This window comes from Curtobacterium sp. 9128 (assembly GCF_900086645.1).
Taxonomy (GTDB): domain Bacteria; phylum Actinomycetota; class Actinomycetes; order Actinomycetales; family Microbacteriaceae; genus Curtobacterium.
Window position 1 is genome coordinate 3,830,747 of the sequence record NZ_LT576451.1, and the last position, 14,533, is coordinate 3,845,279.

Consider the following 14,533-nt stretch of genomic DNA (forward strand, 5'->3'; position numbering starts at 1 on the left):
CCGCGATCCGGGATCGAGAGAAGGCCGCACGAGCACGATTGGAGCAGGGTCTCCTGGTTGACCGAGCATCGTTGCTGTCGCCGCCATGGCTCGAACCGGTCTGCGCTGCACTGATCACCTGATTCGCCGTCGGCCTCGGCCTCTTGCTCAACGCACTGTTCGGACATCGGACGTTCGTCACGGTGCGTGTCGGCCTGAGCTTCTCGGTCAGCAGTTCACTCGGCTTCCTGCTGTTGCTCATCGTTCTTCGCGCGCTGCGTCGACGGGGACGGACATCCGCCTGGAACCCCGATCCGTCTCGCTCACCACTCGGTGAGCGAGACGGCGGCGCGGCCCCTCAGTATTCGAGCGCTGGCCACTCCGACAGACGGGAGAAGCGAGGACGCAGCGGTGCGGGCTCGTCATCGTCCATCACTCGGACCTCCGTGAGCACCGTGACCTCGCTCGTGCCGTACCAGCGGTGCGCGATGCCGTCCCCTTCGTCGATGACCACCGTCACGCGGTCCGCCGGATCGCGCTCGTGCTCGCATGTCACAAGCAGCCAGTGCCCGCGGATCCGTTGCACCAGGATCGGCACGAAGCTCGCGGGCGAACCCCACATCGGCAGGAGCTCCGGGGTGAGCAGCCGAACCGGAGGCGCTACCGTGCCGCTGCGGGCGAAGCCGACTTCCACCGGCCCGTCGATCGAGTGGAGGACACCATCCGCGTACTGATCGCGGTGGCGGTCGCCTTGCCGGTCACACGTCCAGCTCTCGTCGCGCTCGTCGACGACGAGCTGGAACTGCCGCGCCTGCGCCGAGCCGCCCCGCATCATGGTCACCCCGCGAGCGAGTCGTCGAGCAGGGCGCCGAAGCGCGGCGACCTCCGCCAGGAGGTCCGGGGTGTCGGTTGGGGCCAGAACGGTGTCGAAACGCACGACCTCGATCTTGCGCCAACGGGCGCTGACGCGGCGAGAACGGGGTCTCGACAGCCGGTCGTTCACCGGACGTCTGAAGCCGGTCGGCAAGAGGCCATCAGGTGAGGAGTTCGACCGCCACGCGAAGGCGCTCGAGGTACTCCTCGCGTGTGGAGACCTGATGGATCAATCCGACCGACACGCTGTTCAGGGTCTGCGCGACCGACGCACCGTTCGTCATCTCGCGGCACACAGCGGCCTCCACGAAGTCGGCAAACCGGCTTGGCGCTGCGCAGGCAACGTCGTCGAGCAAGAACGGGTTGTCCGCGATGACTGTCGGCACGTCACGCACCATCGGACCGACATACCTCCCCGCCCAGCGATCGAAGGCGGCCACGAGCCGATCCTGGAACCGCATCGTGTCGTCCGCGAAGGTCGCTTCGACGGCGGCGAGATCCGACGACAGTACGTGCGACACGGCCTCGCGGAACAGGGCTTCCTTCGACTCGAACAGGAAGTACAGGCCCGGTCGCGAGATCCGTGCGGCCCTCGCGATCGCTTCCATCGACGCGCCTCGGTAGCCCACGCGAGCGAATGTCTCGAGCGCGGACTCCAGCACCGAGCGTCGGCGGCTGTCTTCGATGTGAGGAGTGGAAGCAGGCACGCCACAAGCCTACCCGCAGCTATGCTTACTTTACAGATAATGTCTACTGTGTATAGTGACGGTATGACCTCCCCGTTGATCACCACCCGGTTCGCCGCGAGCAGCACCGCGGCCGACGTCGTCAAGGGGCTCGACCTCCATGGAGTCCGAGCTGTCGTCACCGGGGCCTCCTCCGGACTGGGGGTCGAGACTGCCCGTGCGCTCGCGGCCGCCGGTGCCTCCGTGACGCTCGCAGTGCGAAACCCCGCCGCCGGCGCGAAGGTCGCGGCCATGATCGAGGCATCGACGATGCGCCGTCCGGTCGTCGCCCGGCTCGACCTGGCCGACGTCGGCTCCATCACGGCCTTCGTCAACACATGGGACAAGCCGCTGCACCTGTTGGTGAACAACGCCGGGCTCGTCGCGGCCGACCTCGAACGCACCATGGCCGGCCGCGAGCTCCAGTTCGCCACGAACCACCTCGGACACCACGCACTCACGTCCGGTCTGCACCGGGCCCTCGCAGTAGGCGCCATGGACCGTGGCGAAGCCCGCGTCGTGGCACTCAGCTCGACCGCGCACATGCGCGCGGGGATCGACTTCGACGACCTCGACTTCGACCACCGCCCCTACAACCCCCAGACTGCATACGCGCAGTCAAAGACCGCGAACTCGCTCTTCGCAGTCGAAGCCACCCGAAAGTGGGCAGATGACGGCATCACTGCCAACGCCGTCAATCCCGGCGGGATCGTCACCGGACTGCAACGCCACTTCTCCGAGCAGCAGAAAGCGTCCCTCAACGCAGCCGAGGCAGCAGGCGTCTTCACCTACAAGACCGTCGAACAGGGCGCCGCGACGACGATGGTCGCCGCGGTCTCGGATGAGTTCGCCCACACGGGCGGCCACTACCTCGACGACTGCCGAGAGGCATACACCGTGCCCGACGACGCAGCGATGGCGGACCACCCGCACGGCGTGAAGGCGTGGGCACTCGACCCCGCACTCGCGCAGCGGCTCTGGACCGTCTCGGACGAGCTCCTCAGCAGCTGAACCGACCCAGCCAGCAGCGTCCCCACGGAGAATCGGTCACCGAGACGGCGGTTCAGGAGAGTGTTCGCTTCCACCCAGGTGCAGGATCGCCCGCTCCTCGGACTCAGTGAGACCTGACCGACGAGGCCGGGGGACGCCACGGGACCGTTCGTCAGCGAGCACATCGGCGAGTGTCTCGTCCAGTGGCCGAGCGACTCCGCCCGTCTCCTGGAACGCGCGAGCCGACCGCTGGGCGAACGCCGCGTCCGAGTGCGGGAGCCACAGTGGCAGCGAACGAGGACCCGCCCAGTACCGGACGTCCTGGGCGAGCAGTGCGTCGTCGTCGACTTCCACGAGGTCATCGTCGAAGCCCGCGATGTCGGCCGCGCTGCGGAAGAAGTCGCGCATCGGGTGCGCCTCCCCGACGGCGTTGACGACACCCGTGCGGCCCGCTCGTCCCGCCTGACCGATCCAAGCGGCGAGGTCGTCGACGTCGATCACCTGGACGAACCGACCGGAGGCCGTCGGCACCAGGGCCGGACCGCTCCTGCTGAACCGCGCTGGCCAGTACCCGAACCGGTCACTGGGATCGCCTGGCCCGACGATGAGCCCGGGCCGTCCGATCAGGAGACGGGAACCGAGACGGGCGGCACTGCTTCGCTCCGCTGCGACCTTCGCATCCGCGTACTCCGTCAGGTTGGTCGGCTCCACGAGCAGTGCTGATTCGTCAGCATCCGGCTCGTCGTTCCGGGCGTACACGGACACGGAGGACACCAGGGTCCAGTGGGCCGCGCGATGCGCGAGTGCGTCGAGGGCGGGCTCGACGAGATCAACGTCGTACGAGAGCTCGATGACCTCGTCCCAGTCGCCACCCAACGCCTCGTACGCGCCTGGTCCTCGACGATCCACGCGGATCAGTTCGGCTCCGTCGGGCACACCGCCCGACTCACCTCGAGCGAGGCAGGTGACATCGGCTCCTGCACCGAGGAGGTCGCGGACGATCGCGCGACCGAGCCACCCTGTTCCGCCCAGCACCAGCGCACGCATACGCGGAGTCAATCGTGCTGGGCGTCGATTCGTCCGCCAGTCCGCGATGAGCGAAACTCGGCTGTCTCGTTCGCGATCGACCGACGGACAGCGAGCTGAGCCTTGCAGCCGCGGTCAACGGAGTGCTACCCCCACTGGTCTCGTTCGTGTGCTCGCTGTCGGACTGGCGGTGATCGGCGTTGTCTGGACCTTCCTCTCCCTCTTTGGCCATCCCGAGTGAACGGTCAGTCGTCGGCGCGAAGTAGTCGACGGCGGCGTCGTCGTCGTCGGACGGCGAGGACCATCGCGAGCAGCGCGCCACCGCTGACGGCGAGCAGGACCCCGCCGACCACGGCACCGGCGGCCGCGTTCCCCCGTTGGTCGTCACTGAAGGACAGCCCGACAGCCCCGAGGAGCAGCCCGAGTCCGACGAACAGGGCGACGGAGCAACCGGCCGCGACCCAGTGCCCGCGACTCGCCCGAGCGGCCGTCTGCCCGCGGCCCCTCCACGCGGCGCCGACGCTCGATCCGTAGCCGGCGAGCACTGCCATGGCGACGGGGAACACCTCGCTGAGGGCGATGAGTGCTGCCGCGCTCACGAGGAAGCCCACGAGCCACGGGACCCACCAACGGGCCCCGTCCGCGCGTTCCGTGCGGTCGTCCGGAGCTGGTTCCATGCTCGGAACCTACATCGCGGTAGCGCTCACCCGAGCGGCTCCACCCCGTAGCCGGTGACCACCGCCCGCAACTCATCCAGGTACGTCTGCGCCTGCACCGTGAGCGGAACCGACGCGTGCGCGATCCAGCCGATCTCGATGCGTTCGTCGACGTCGAGCGGGATGGCGACGATCTCGGGGTCGAGGTCGTCGCTGATGAGCCCGGTCGAGATCGTGTACCCGCCGAGGCCGATCATCAGGTTGAAGATCGTCGCCCGGTCGGACACCCGGATCTCCCGCTTGCTCGACATCGTGGACAGGATCTCCTCCGCCAGGTAGAAGGAGTTGTTCGCACCCTGATCGAACGTCAGCCGAGGGAGGTCGGCGAGGTCGTCAAGGGTCGCACGCGCCTGGGACGCGATCGGGTTCCGCCGGGACACGAAGATGTGCGGCTGCGCGACGAACAGCGGCGTGAACACGACTCCGGCGTCCCGCAGCAGCTTCCCGAGGACCTGCCGGTTGAAGTCGTTGCGGTAGAGGATGCCCACCTCGCTCCGCAGCGTGCGGACGTCCTCGATGATGTCCCACGTGCGCGTCTCCCGGAGCGAGAACTCGTACTCGTCCGCGGCGGCGCCCTCGACCATCCGGACGAAGGCCTCCACGGCGAACGAGTAGTGCTGGGCGGAGACCCCGAGCAGCCGACGTGACGGCTGCCCACCGACGTAGCGCTGCTCGAGCAGGGAGACCTGCTCGACCACCTGGCGGGCGTACCCGAGGAACTCGACGCCGTCGACGGTGAGGACGACACCACGCGCCGAGCGCACGAAGAGCGCCCGGCCGATCCGAGCCTCCAGGTCCTTCATCGCAGCCGACAGCGTCGGCTGCGCGACGTAGAGCAGGTCGGCCGCCGCGCTGATCGAGCCCTCCGTCGCGACCTCGATGAAGTACCGGAGCTGCTGCAAGGTGATGTCGTTCGAGACACGAGCCATAGGCGGAGGCTATACCAGCGCATAGCGTTTGGGGATTACCCGATGGCCGTCGAATCGCGACATCATCGAGGTACCCCTTCCCCAGTGCCTCCGGGCGCTCGACGTACGGACTGCCGACCATGGCGAACGACCTCACCTTCAGCATCACCAGGACCCGCTTCGACGAGGACTACTCCCCTGCCGACAGCTCGCGCTTGACCACGAACTTCGCCAACCTCGCACGCGGGGAGCAGCGTCAGCAGAACCTTCGCCGTGCCATCGCCATGATCGACCGTCGGTGCAACGACCTCGCTGTGGGCGACCCCTCGAGCGACCGGTACCGGGTCGAGCTCGACATCGTCTCGGTCGCCGCTCACTTCGTCGACGGAGGTTCGGACGAGCAGTTCCCCCTGCTCGAGATGCTCGACGTCACGATCGTGGACCAGCACACCGGCGAGCGCCACCAGGGGATCCTCGGCAACAACTTCTCGTCGTACCTCCGCGACTACGACTTCTCCGTACTGCTGCCCACCCTCGACAAGAGCGCCGGCATCCCTGAGCACTTCGGGTACCTGCACGGCCAGCTCTTCCAGCGCTTCCTGGAGTCTCCTGCGTTCCAGGACCACTTCGACGCCGAGCCCGTCGTCTGCATCAGCGTCTCGACGAGCCAGACCTACCAGCAGTCGGGCACCGTCCACCCGGTCCTCGGCGCGGAGTACCTGCACGAGCACTCGTCGCTGACCGACGACTACTTCGGCCGCATGGGGATGCAGGTGCGCTACTTCATGCCCGCCGGCGGGAAGGCTCCGCTCGCGTTCTACACGCGTGGTGACCTGCTGGGCGACTACACGGACCTGCAGCTCATCGGCACGATCAGCACCATGGAGACGTTCCAGAAGATCTACCGGCCCGAGATCTACAACGCGAACACGCCCGCGCCGAGCACCTACCGTCCGACCCTCGAGCACACGGACTTCTCCTCGACCGGCGTCGCCTACGACCGCGAGGAACGCAGCCGCCTCGGCGTCACCCAGGGCCGCTACACCGAGGAGCACCTCGTGAAGCCGCACCGAGCACTCCTCGAGCGGTGGGCAACGCACCCCGCCGCCCTGACCCACTGAACCGTGAGGAACTCCACGAGTATGAGCACCCTTCTGCCCACCTCCATCGTCGGCAGCCTGCCGAAACCGTCCTGGCTCGCCGAGCCCGAGAAGCTCTGGTCCCCCTGGCAGCTCGAAGGGGCAGCACTGACGGAGGGCAAGCAGGACGCACTCCGCGCCGCGGTCCACGAGCAGGAGCGCGCCGGCATCGACATCGTCAGCGACGGCGAGCAGACCCGCCAGCACTTCGTCACGACGTTCATCGAGCACCTCGACGGCGTCGACCTCGACCGCAAGGAGACCGTCCGCATCCGCGACCGGTACGACGCGGCCGTCCCGACCGTCGTCGGTGCCGTCAGCCGCCGGAAGCCGGTCTTCGTCGAGGACGCGAGGTTCCTGCGCGCCCAGACCGACCGCCCGATCAAGTGGGCGCTGCCCGGCCCGATGACCATGATCGACACGCTCTCCGACCAGCACTACAAGAGCCGCGAGAAGCTGGCGTGGGAGTTCGCCACGATCCTCAACCAGGAGGCCCGGGAGCTCGAAGCGGCCGGCGTCGACATCATCCAGTTCGACGAGCCCGCGTTCACCGTCTTCCACGACGAAGTGCAGGACTGGGGCGTGGCCGCGCTCGAGCGCGCCGCCGAGGGCCTCCGCGCCGAGACCGCCGTGCACATCTGTTACGGCTACGGCATCGAGGCGAACAACAAGTGGAAGGAGACCCTCGGGGCGGAGTGGCGCCAGTACGAGCAGTCCTTCCCGCTGCTGCAGCAGTCCTCGATCGACATCGTGTCGCTCGAGTGCATCCACTCCCACGTCCCGCTCGACCTCGTGGACCTCATCCGCGGGAAGAAGGTCATGCTCGGGGCGATCGACGTCGCGACCGAGACCGTCGAGACGCCGGAGGAGGTCGCGGAGGTGCTCCGTCGTGCACTCGACTTCGTCGACGCCGACAAGCTCATCCCGAGCTCCAACTGCGGGATGGCGCCGCTGGCGCGGGGTGCTGCGCTGGACAAGCTCGGCGCACTGGCCGCTGGAGCGGACATCGTCCGGACTGAACTCGCGAGCATCGCCGCACCTGTGGCGCACTGACCGCTGCGAGCCGTCGTCTTCGTTGCGTTGGTCAGGTGCTCGGCTCGCGACACAGCCGGGAGGCTCGACCTGCGTTCGGCTTCCGCGTCGCGTTGCTACGGGGCTCGCCTACCGACGAGCCGAGACCGCCGTCCGGGCGGGTGCGGCTAGAGTTCGAATGATCCGCTCCGAAGCCAACTCGGACGCCAGGTCGGTCATCGTCTGCGTCCGTGCGACACAGGGAGACCAGATGAACGCCAACACACGGACCGCGCTGTGGTTCGCAACACCCGTCGTGCTGATCGCCATCGCGGTGGCGATCCTCCTGTTCGACCTTCCCGGCCTCGCGTGGCTGTCGGTCCTGGTCGTGCTCGGCATCGCGGCCGCAGTCTTCGTCGTCGCGGCACGACGTCAATGACTCCGTCAGCCTCGTGACGCACATCGCTATCTGACCGGCTACCGCGGGCGCAGGGCGTTTACTACGCCCATGATCACGAAGAGCACGATCCACGAGATCGAGAACGCGACCGTCCGGGACCGCGACGGCGCATCGGTCGGCAAGGTCGCGCAGGTGTTCCCCTCCGACTCGGACGGCAGCGCTGCGTTCGTCAGTGTCGCGACCGGGCTCTTCGGAGGACACACCACCCTCGTCCCGGTCGAGGACGCCACGTTCGACGGCACCGACCTGCACGTCGGGTACGCAAAGAGCGCGATCAAGGGCGCACCCTCCCCCGGAGCCGGAAACACCCTGTCCCTCGCCGAGGAAAACGCCGTCCGCAAGCACTTCGGGCTGTCCCCCGCGGGCAAGGCGACCGGTGACATGGGCGATCCACACGAGAACCTCGACCAGGCCGGCACCGGTCCGGCGGGGGCGGACGACACCGAGGGCGCGGGAACGACGCCGCCAGCGTGACGACGCTCCCCACCTCGGCCAGGCTCCAGATCCGACCTGGAGGCTCGACCCGACTCCGCCAGGTGGGCCGCGTTGGTCTCATGGTCACCCGTCAGGCGTCCTCCGCACCTCCTGCTCGACAAGCGCCGCGGCGATCCGATCCGTCGCGCCCGGAGCCTTCGCGAGCGCGTGGACAACGGCGGTGACACCACCCGCACTGGCGATCACCGCCCCCGCAGCTCGAACCTCACCGTTGATCCAGATGGACGTTACGGAGCGCTGCCAACTCACCGTGCGAGAACGCGGAGCACCTGATTCGAGCGCCCAGTCGGCATAGCGGCAGAGATCGTCGAATGTCGACCACACTCCACCTGCCGCCGCGAATGACGACGCACCGAGCGCCCACGGCCGGATCGCGCGGCCGAGGAGCCTCGGCATGACGCGATCCGACGGATCGGGAACGAGCGCGGCCGACGTGATGCCGGCTGGCTGCAGGACGTGATCCCGCACTGCGGCGAACCAGTCCCCGTGCACCTTGTCGAGGACGGCACCCAGGAGCGCGTACCCGAGGTTCGAGTACACGTACTGCCCGCGAGGCGAGACCGGGAGCGCGGCTGCCAGGTCCAGCGGAACACCCACGGCCGAGCGGTACGGGTCGCGGAAGAGACTGTCCCGGATCGTTGCCGGTACCCGTGGAAGCCCGGAGGTGTGGTGGACGAGGTCGGCAACGGCCATCGCGGCATCGGGCACACCGGGGAGGTAGTACGCGACCGGTCGCTCGACCTCGAGGGTGATCGAAGCTGTCGTCCCGACGAGCCCTTTCGTGATGCTGCCCCACTCGAGCAACGATGCGTCAGCGTAGGGCCCTCGGGGCGCGCTGACGGTTCGCCAGCCACCAGTTGTACGAAGACTCCCTCGCCACCGGTCGCCCGGTACTTTGCCGTTCACACTCCAGCACGCTAGCGTCGGCGCCGTGTCAGGAGCAATGGTGTTCGCATTGATGGTGGAGATCGGTGCAGCGGTACTCGTCGCCTGGGTGACGTGGCGAGCCGCAATCGGATCGCTGGGTCGGAACGGGTTCGCGGGGGTCCGGACCAGGAGCACGATGTCCAGCGCCCGGGCCTGGCAGACAGGGCACCGTGCCGCGCTGCGTCCGACGCTGATCTCCGGGACGCTCACCGTCGTCTGGTGCGTGTTGAGCATCCTCATCACCCCGCTTCGTACGCCGTCGTCGGTGATCATCGCCTCGGTCCTGCTCGTGGGCGGAGCTCTCCTATCGATCCCGGCGGCACACAGGGCCGTGCGCCGAGCGACGAGCGACGAGGTCGACACGCCTCAGCCCCCACGCCGCGATGTGTGATCGCTGAACGCCGGAAGCGAGGCGGCCAGGAAGATGGACGAGACCACGCGGACGCGTCGGTCGGAGAGGGCACCGTGACGGACACCACCAGCAACGCCGGACTGCAGGCGATGATCGCCCGCGCCGGGCAGATCACCGCCGAAGAGGCAGAGGCACTCGACGTCACCTGGAAGGCCGACGAGGGCATCCTGCTGCCGGAACCGAGCGCATCGCTCGCGATCCAGGGAGGCGCCGACGGACGGATGGTCACGAACGCTGACCTCGTTGCCGCGTGGCAGCACGCACTTGAGGCCGCTGGCGCTGCGGGACGCGTCGAGGAGATCGAGGCTGCGCAGGAGGCCGGACGCGCGGTGCGGCACTCGGACGCGCACTTGCGGGACCGCGCTGGCGCCGAGGAAGCCGTGCGGTCCGCGGTGCTCGCGACCGGGGTGCGTGATCTCGTCTCCGACGAGGAATTCGCCATTCTCACGGCGGCCTGGCGGAAGGTGCTCGGCGAGGTCTGACCCGTTCGACACACCGTGGGCGCGCCGTGGACAGGTCCTCAAGCCAAGAGCGCTCTGCCATCCGGTCTGAACCTCCACGTTCGGACAAGCACACCGACCTCGTCCGCGCAGTCCCGATCGCTCGGCCGGTTGCCCACCGAAGGCGTCCTTGCACATCGTGAAGTTTCAGCGTTGACACTCTAATCACGAGCCGAGAAGATGAGCTTCCGGTATCCGGGCCGGCATTGGAAGGAGACTACGATGGAGTCGTTCGCCTCGATCACACCGACCAAGTCGGCGATCGTCGCGGCCGTCATCAAGAAGCTCTTCGACGGCCTCGGAGGCGTCGCAAAGGCTGTGCAACTGTTCTGGGGTGCCTCCTTCAAGTGGGAGAAGATCCAGGCCCTCGTTGGGGCAGCGGCAGCTCTCGGGGCCGAGCTCCTCGGAATTGCGGCCGTCAAGCAGAGGTGCTTCTCGTGAAGCGGCGAACGTCAGCGCTGATCACGCTCGGCGGTCTCGCAGCGGCGATCCTGGCGTACTCGCTCTTCGGACCGATGTACGCAGGGATCCTCGCGCTCGCGACGCTCTGCTTCACGGCCTTCGGTTCGCCCATCGTCGGAAGTACCACCACCCTGACGAGGGGACCGATTGACCCCGAAGCAGTCCGACGGTACCGGGAAGCTCACCCCGGCGTCACCATCAGTGAGGCTGCGGCAGTCGTAGCGCGAAAGTAGTCCGCTCTCCATCCGGTGGTCAGAGGGCCAGCAACTGCTGGCCCTCTGACCTGACGCAGATGAGCGGCTCCACGGTCCCGATCGCCGCCGCACCTGGTGCTCGGTGAGCACGGCAGTAAGCCTGTCGGCCGCGTGCAGAGCTCTGGCAAGCGTGTGCGTTGTCAGCGTCACGGTCTGCGCAAGAACTCAGCACGTGCTCAAACTACAAGCCCTCCGCGGCGACGATCCCTGTCGTGATGAGGCAAAGTCCACCTCGACCATCATCAGCACGGTCAGCCTTGCTGCCTGCGTCAGCAGCAGGCTCAGCGCCGCCCTCCGCTCACCATGAACGCGCGGGGATCCCGATACACGCACCCGTGGGCGGGCGCGGCAACCTGGGCCACCGCAACCACAACCACAACCTTGATCGCGGTGCGAGGACCTCGTCGTCGCAGTTCGGATTCTCGCGGTCGGACTAGACGTCGGCGGTGCTCTCTTCGCGATCGGAACCCTGCGCGGACTCACTCGGGAACATCCGCATTACGCGCAGCAGCTCGTCGCGGGGGTTCGGGACCGCACGCGCCGGGGTGCTCGGCCTCGCGGTGAGCGCAACCGACAATCTCACCGCGGGCAACCAGGCGCCTCGTAACCTCGTCACCCGGCATACCCGGTCGAGCACCACGACCTCGTTGTCATGCCCCGCGAGGATTCCGTCGGCGTCGTCCACGGTAGGCGACTTCGACGGCCATATCCGCCGGGTCGATCCCCTCGCGACGATTCAGCGAGAGCGACCTCATCATCGACGACAAGTACGCGCATAAGCGGGAGTCCAGGAGTCGGTAGGGGCGACGGAGACCGTACCCAGAGCTTCGTAGGTACGGACTAGGAGATTCACGGCAGTGATCGACTGCCCGATCGGCCCGAGCACGAAACACTGGGTCGGGACCATTCCCGCCGCACCGACCTTGCGTTGCGTCAGTCGGGGCAATCGTGACGACACACCACCGTCGACCCGCCTCGATCAGTGCACGGCTCGAAGCCACGATCAGCGGTCCTGCTCCGGCTGCATCACAGTATCGGGCTCAACAATCGATGCGCAGGCCTAACCGAGGATGTCGGCACGCTACTGTTCGAACTGTGAAGGTGTTCATCAGCTGGTCCGGGGAAGCCGAACGTCGTGTAGCCGAGGCGCTGCGCTCCGCGATCACGACGGTCTGCGCTGGACGAGCTCAGCCTTTCGTCTCGAGCCAGGACATCCCGAAGGGCGAGCGCGGCGTTCCGTTCATCGATGCACAGCTAGCCAGCAATGACTACGGGATCGTCGTCCTCTCCGCCGCGAACCACACAAAGCCCTGGATCAACTACGAGGGCGGTGCGATGGCCAGCACCCTCGACAACCCCGTTGCCACAGTGCTGCTTGATCTGAGCCTTGCTGACTTCGATGGTCCGCTACGACCGCGTCAGGCGACGAAGTTCACCGACCGCCAGGACATGCGCGACCTATTCATACAGATCGCAGCAGCGGCGGACCCAGGTATGCCCGTGAGCGCAACCGAAATCCTCTTCGACAGCGCATGGCCAACGCTTCAAGCGTCGTGGACCCCTGACTCGAACGCACCCCACCAGCCGCTGCGCACTTCGGCTGACATGCTTGCCGAAGTTGTTGATCGCGTCAGGAACATCGAAGCGCTCCAGCGCCGGTCCAGCAGTTCGTCCGCCCGTGCGCGCGAAGCGAATCGACGAAGCCACTTCGGCTTTGCGGGAGAGGCAGTGTTGCCTGATCGAATCGCGTTTGGCATATCGAACACGATTGATGAGATCACGGCTGCGAAAGTCCGTCTCGTCTCGGTTGGTACGGCCGAATCGGGCTCAATCCGAGTGCGGCTCGCTGGCACTGCCGACGACCAGGCCACCTACGGCCCCATCCTGCAGCATCGCCTGCGCCGGCTACATCCCGAGGCGTTGTGGCACTTCAGCTGGGAACTGCTGCTCCCCGAAGTCGACGACCTCGTCGAGCCTGCCGACACCGACGTTCCAGCCGAGGGGCAGGACGAACCTGAGCTCGGATGAGCTTTCCCGTAGTGACTCCCTGAGCGGCAATGAACTGCCGGTTCCGACGCGGGTTGTAGACCCGCCCCTTGGACTTCGGAAGGCTCTGCACGAAGGTGGGGTTCTATTGCACGCATGCGCCGCCAGGCTCAACTCGACGACGATGCTCTACACAGCCGTCCCCGACGGCAAACAGAAACCTGACCGGCGACAGAATCCGATCCCGCGGCCGATGCGGCAGAGCTCGCAACACCCGCGCGAACCGCCCGATAGCGATCCCTCTACAGGCAGGCTCCCTGATTAGCCTGAGCCCATGTTCCTTGCGTCGGCGTCGGCGTCTGCGCGGGCCAGGGCGGTGCGGTACTTGGGACACTCGCGGTGCTTGTGTGCGCTGGCGGCAGCTAATTCCTCGCTTCCAGGTGGGCTGTAGCGATCAAATCGAGAGCCGGGGGTGCGCCTCGCAGCCGAGTAACGATCGGGGCTTGGGTCGCTTTCGGCCTAGTCGCAGCCTTCTTCATGGTGACTGTTGTCCTCAACCTCTCTGGGATGTGGTGAGTTCGGACCGTCCGCTCGCCGATCGACAGCCGGACGGTCGGGGCGCTGTGCCCCGCTTTCGTTGGCGCCGGTAACGGCGCCTCTCACGCCGGTATGGGTGGCCACTATCAGCCGAAAGCGCCTTGCAGAGCAAGTTCAGTGATCGCGGACACGACGCTGCTCGTTGCTGCCGTCAAAGCGGCACCACCAAGCTTTTCGGTCAAACTCCGGAGCTTCCCGGTGCGTCGCAAGACTTCACCCGACTCAGCTCCCTCTGTAGTCATCGCGGCCTCGAGGTCTCGCACAGCAGCTTGGACATCAGCTTGATTTGACTGCTCCAACTGATTTGCAGCCTTGGCTACCTCCTTGAGCAGGGTTACCGCATCCGCGATGCTCAGACCTGGGTTGGCCGACGACTGCCGCCCGATCGCCGTTGGGCCGCTCTGCTGAAGCACTGTGGTGTTGTAGACATCACCCACATGCTCTCTCACCGCGGCGTCCACGCTTGCTCGCCCAGGCAACTCCGTTAGGGGAGTGCTCGCTGTGAGGTCAGCGATCATATCGACAAGATTCGTGCGCACCTGCGCCAAAATCCCACTCAAGAAAGAGCCAGGGACAACAAACGCAAGCGAAACGACACTTTGATACGGCCCGAGTTCGCTGTTCCATACAGTCTGCGCCATCGCGAGGCCTGCGTGTCCAAAGTTGAGATGCTTTTGCTGCGCAAGCTGCGCCAACTCCTCAACCGGCTGCACGAACGAGATGAACTCCGGGACGTATTCTCGAGCCTTTGCCGGGACTTGAAGGAGGGCTAGATTCTGCCCTTTTGCCCAAGTATTTCCACTCATCGAATCCATGACCATTGGCACTCCGTGGAGCTTTCGGTAAGCCGGAACGTCGTCACCCTCGGGCGGGTAGCCCTTGAGCTCAGCTCGCGCCCACGTCCTCAAAGACTCCGACCCAGTCTCGGCACCGAGCAAGAGACACTTTCGCAGCAGACCGGCCAATGACTCAGTCTCGTCGAGCATCACTTCGCGGAGGGAGCGAAGAAGAGGTTCGGTCATGGTCGGATGCTATCCGTGACCACGGACATCCATGGCGGCACAATGAAGCGC

The 14,533-nt window shown here is 66.6% G+C and carries 15 protein-coding genes; 8 read left to right on the forward strand and 7 right to left on the reverse strand.

The window, feature by feature from the left end; all coding sequences use genetic code 11:
• Nucleotides 1–337 precede the first annotated feature (337 nt).
• Nucleotides 338–982 (reverse strand): hypothetical protein, encoded by a 645-nt coding sequence (locus QK288_RS18280; protein WP_281265694.1) that lies wholly within the window; start codon nt 980–982, stop codon nt 338–340.
• A 31-nt stretch (nt 983–1,013) separates the two neighbouring features.
• Nucleotides 1,014–1,559, reverse strand: a complete 546-nt coding sequence (locus QK288_RS18285) for a TetR/AcrR family transcriptional regulator (RefSeq protein WP_281265695.1) — start codon at nt 1,557–1,559, stop codon at nt 1,014–1,016.
• A 63-nt stretch (nt 1,560–1,622) separates the two neighbouring features.
• Between QK288_RS18285 and QK288_RS18290 the strand changes: the two genes are divergently transcribed.
• The gene (locus QK288_RS18290; RefSeq protein ID WP_281265696.1) at nt 1,623–2,588 is read left to right on the forward strand and encodes an SDR family NAD(P)-dependent oxidoreductase; all 966 of its coding nucleotides are present in this window, start codon (nt 1,623–1,625) and stop codon (nt 2,586–2,588) included.
• Between the two features lie 36 nt (nt 2,589–2,624).
• Here QK288_RS18290 and QK288_RS18295 read toward each other — a convergent pair whose 3' ends face one another.
• The 3 genes from QK288_RS18295 to QK288_RS18305 all read right to left on the reverse strand — a co-directional run bounded on the left by QK288_RS18295 (nt 2,625) and on the right by QK288_RS18305 (nt 5,238).
• Nucleotides 2,625–3,614 (reverse strand): NAD-dependent epimerase/dehydratase family protein, encoded by a 990-nt coding sequence (locus QK288_RS18295; protein ID WP_281265697.1) that lies wholly within the window; start codon nt 3,612–3,614, stop codon nt 2,625–2,627.
• 224 nt (nt 3,615–3,838) lie between these two features.
• The gene (locus tag QK288_RS18300) at nt 3,839–4,270 is read right to left on the reverse strand and encodes a hypothetical protein (protein ID WP_281265698.1); all 432 of its coding nucleotides are present in this window, start codon (nt 4,268–4,270) and stop codon (nt 3,839–3,841) included.
• Between the two features lie 26 nt (nt 4,271–4,296).
• Complete coding sequence (locus QK288_RS18305) at nt 4,297–5,238, reverse strand: LysR family transcriptional regulator (protein WP_281265699.1); 942 nt, start codon at nt 5,236–5,238, stop codon at nt 4,297–4,299.
• Nucleotides 5,239–5,357: 119 nt separating this feature from the next.
• On the opposite strand from QK288_RS18305, the gene QK288_RS18310 reads away from it, so the two are divergent.
• The 4 genes from QK288_RS18310 (at nt 5,358) to QK288_RS18325 (ending at nt 8,301) form a co-directional block, all read left to right on the forward strand.
• Entirely contained in the window at nt 5,358–6,338 is a 981-nt protein-coding gene (locus QK288_RS18310) for a putative oxygenase MesX (RefSeq protein ID WP_281265700.1), read from the forward strand.
• A gap of 21 nt (nt 6,339–6,359) precedes the next feature.
• The gene (locus tag QK288_RS18315; protein WP_281265701.1) at nt 6,360–7,409 is read left to right on the forward strand and encodes a methionine synthase; all 1,050 of its coding nucleotides are present in this window, start codon (nt 6,360–6,362) and stop codon (nt 7,407–7,409) included.
• Between the two features lie 229 nt (nt 7,410–7,638).
• Nucleotides 7,639–7,806 (forward strand): hypothetical protein, encoded by a 168-nt coding sequence (locus QK288_RS18320; protein WP_281265702.1) that lies wholly within the window; start codon nt 7,639–7,641, stop codon nt 7,804–7,806.
• Nucleotides 7,807–7,875: 69 nt separating this feature from the next.
• Nucleotides 7,876–8,301, forward strand: coding sequence for a PRC-barrel domain-containing protein (locus QK288_RS18325; protein ID WP_281265703.1), 426 nt, complete (start codon nt 7,876–7,878; stop codon nt 8,299–8,301).
• 84 nt (nt 8,302–8,385) lie between these two features.
• Here QK288_RS18325 and QK288_RS18330 read toward each other — a convergent pair whose 3' ends face one another.
• Complete coding sequence (locus QK288_RS18330) at nt 8,386–9,522, reverse strand: serine hydrolase (protein ID WP_281265704.1); 1,137 nt, start codon at nt 9,520–9,522, stop codon at nt 8,386–8,388.
• Nucleotides 9,523–9,714: 192 nt separating this feature from the next.
• Here QK288_RS18330 and QK288_RS18335 point away from each other — a divergent pair, with 192 nt between their 5' ends.
• The 3 genes from QK288_RS18335 (at nt 9,715) to QK288_RS18345 (ending at nt 12,905) form a co-directional block, all read left to right on the forward strand.
• Nucleotides 9,715–10,143 carry a hypothetical protein gene (locus QK288_RS18335; RefSeq protein WP_281265705.1) on the forward strand — a complete coding sequence of 143 codons (429 nt, stop codon included), beginning with the start codon at nt 9,715–9,717 and terminating at the stop codon, nt 10,141–10,143.
• 240 nt (nt 10,144–10,383) lie between these two features.
• Nucleotides 10,384–10,602, forward strand: a complete 219-nt coding sequence (locus tag QK288_RS18340) for a hypothetical protein (RefSeq protein ID WP_281265706.1) — start codon at nt 10,384–10,386, stop codon at nt 10,600–10,602.
• A gap of 1,370 nt (nt 10,603–11,972) precedes the next feature.
• The gene (locus tag QK288_RS18345; protein ID WP_281265707.1) at nt 11,973–12,905 is read left to right on the forward strand and encodes a TIR domain-containing protein; all 933 of its coding nucleotides are present in this window, start codon (nt 11,973–11,975) and stop codon (nt 12,903–12,905) included.
• A 641-nt stretch (nt 12,906–13,546) separates the two neighbouring features.
• Here QK288_RS18345 and QK288_RS18350 read toward each other — a convergent pair.
• Nucleotides 13,547–14,482 (reverse strand): hypothetical protein, encoded by a 936-nt coding sequence (locus QK288_RS18350; protein WP_281265708.1) that lies wholly within the window; start codon nt 14,480–14,482, stop codon nt 13,547–13,549.
• Nucleotides 14,483–14,533: the final 51 nt, after the last annotated feature.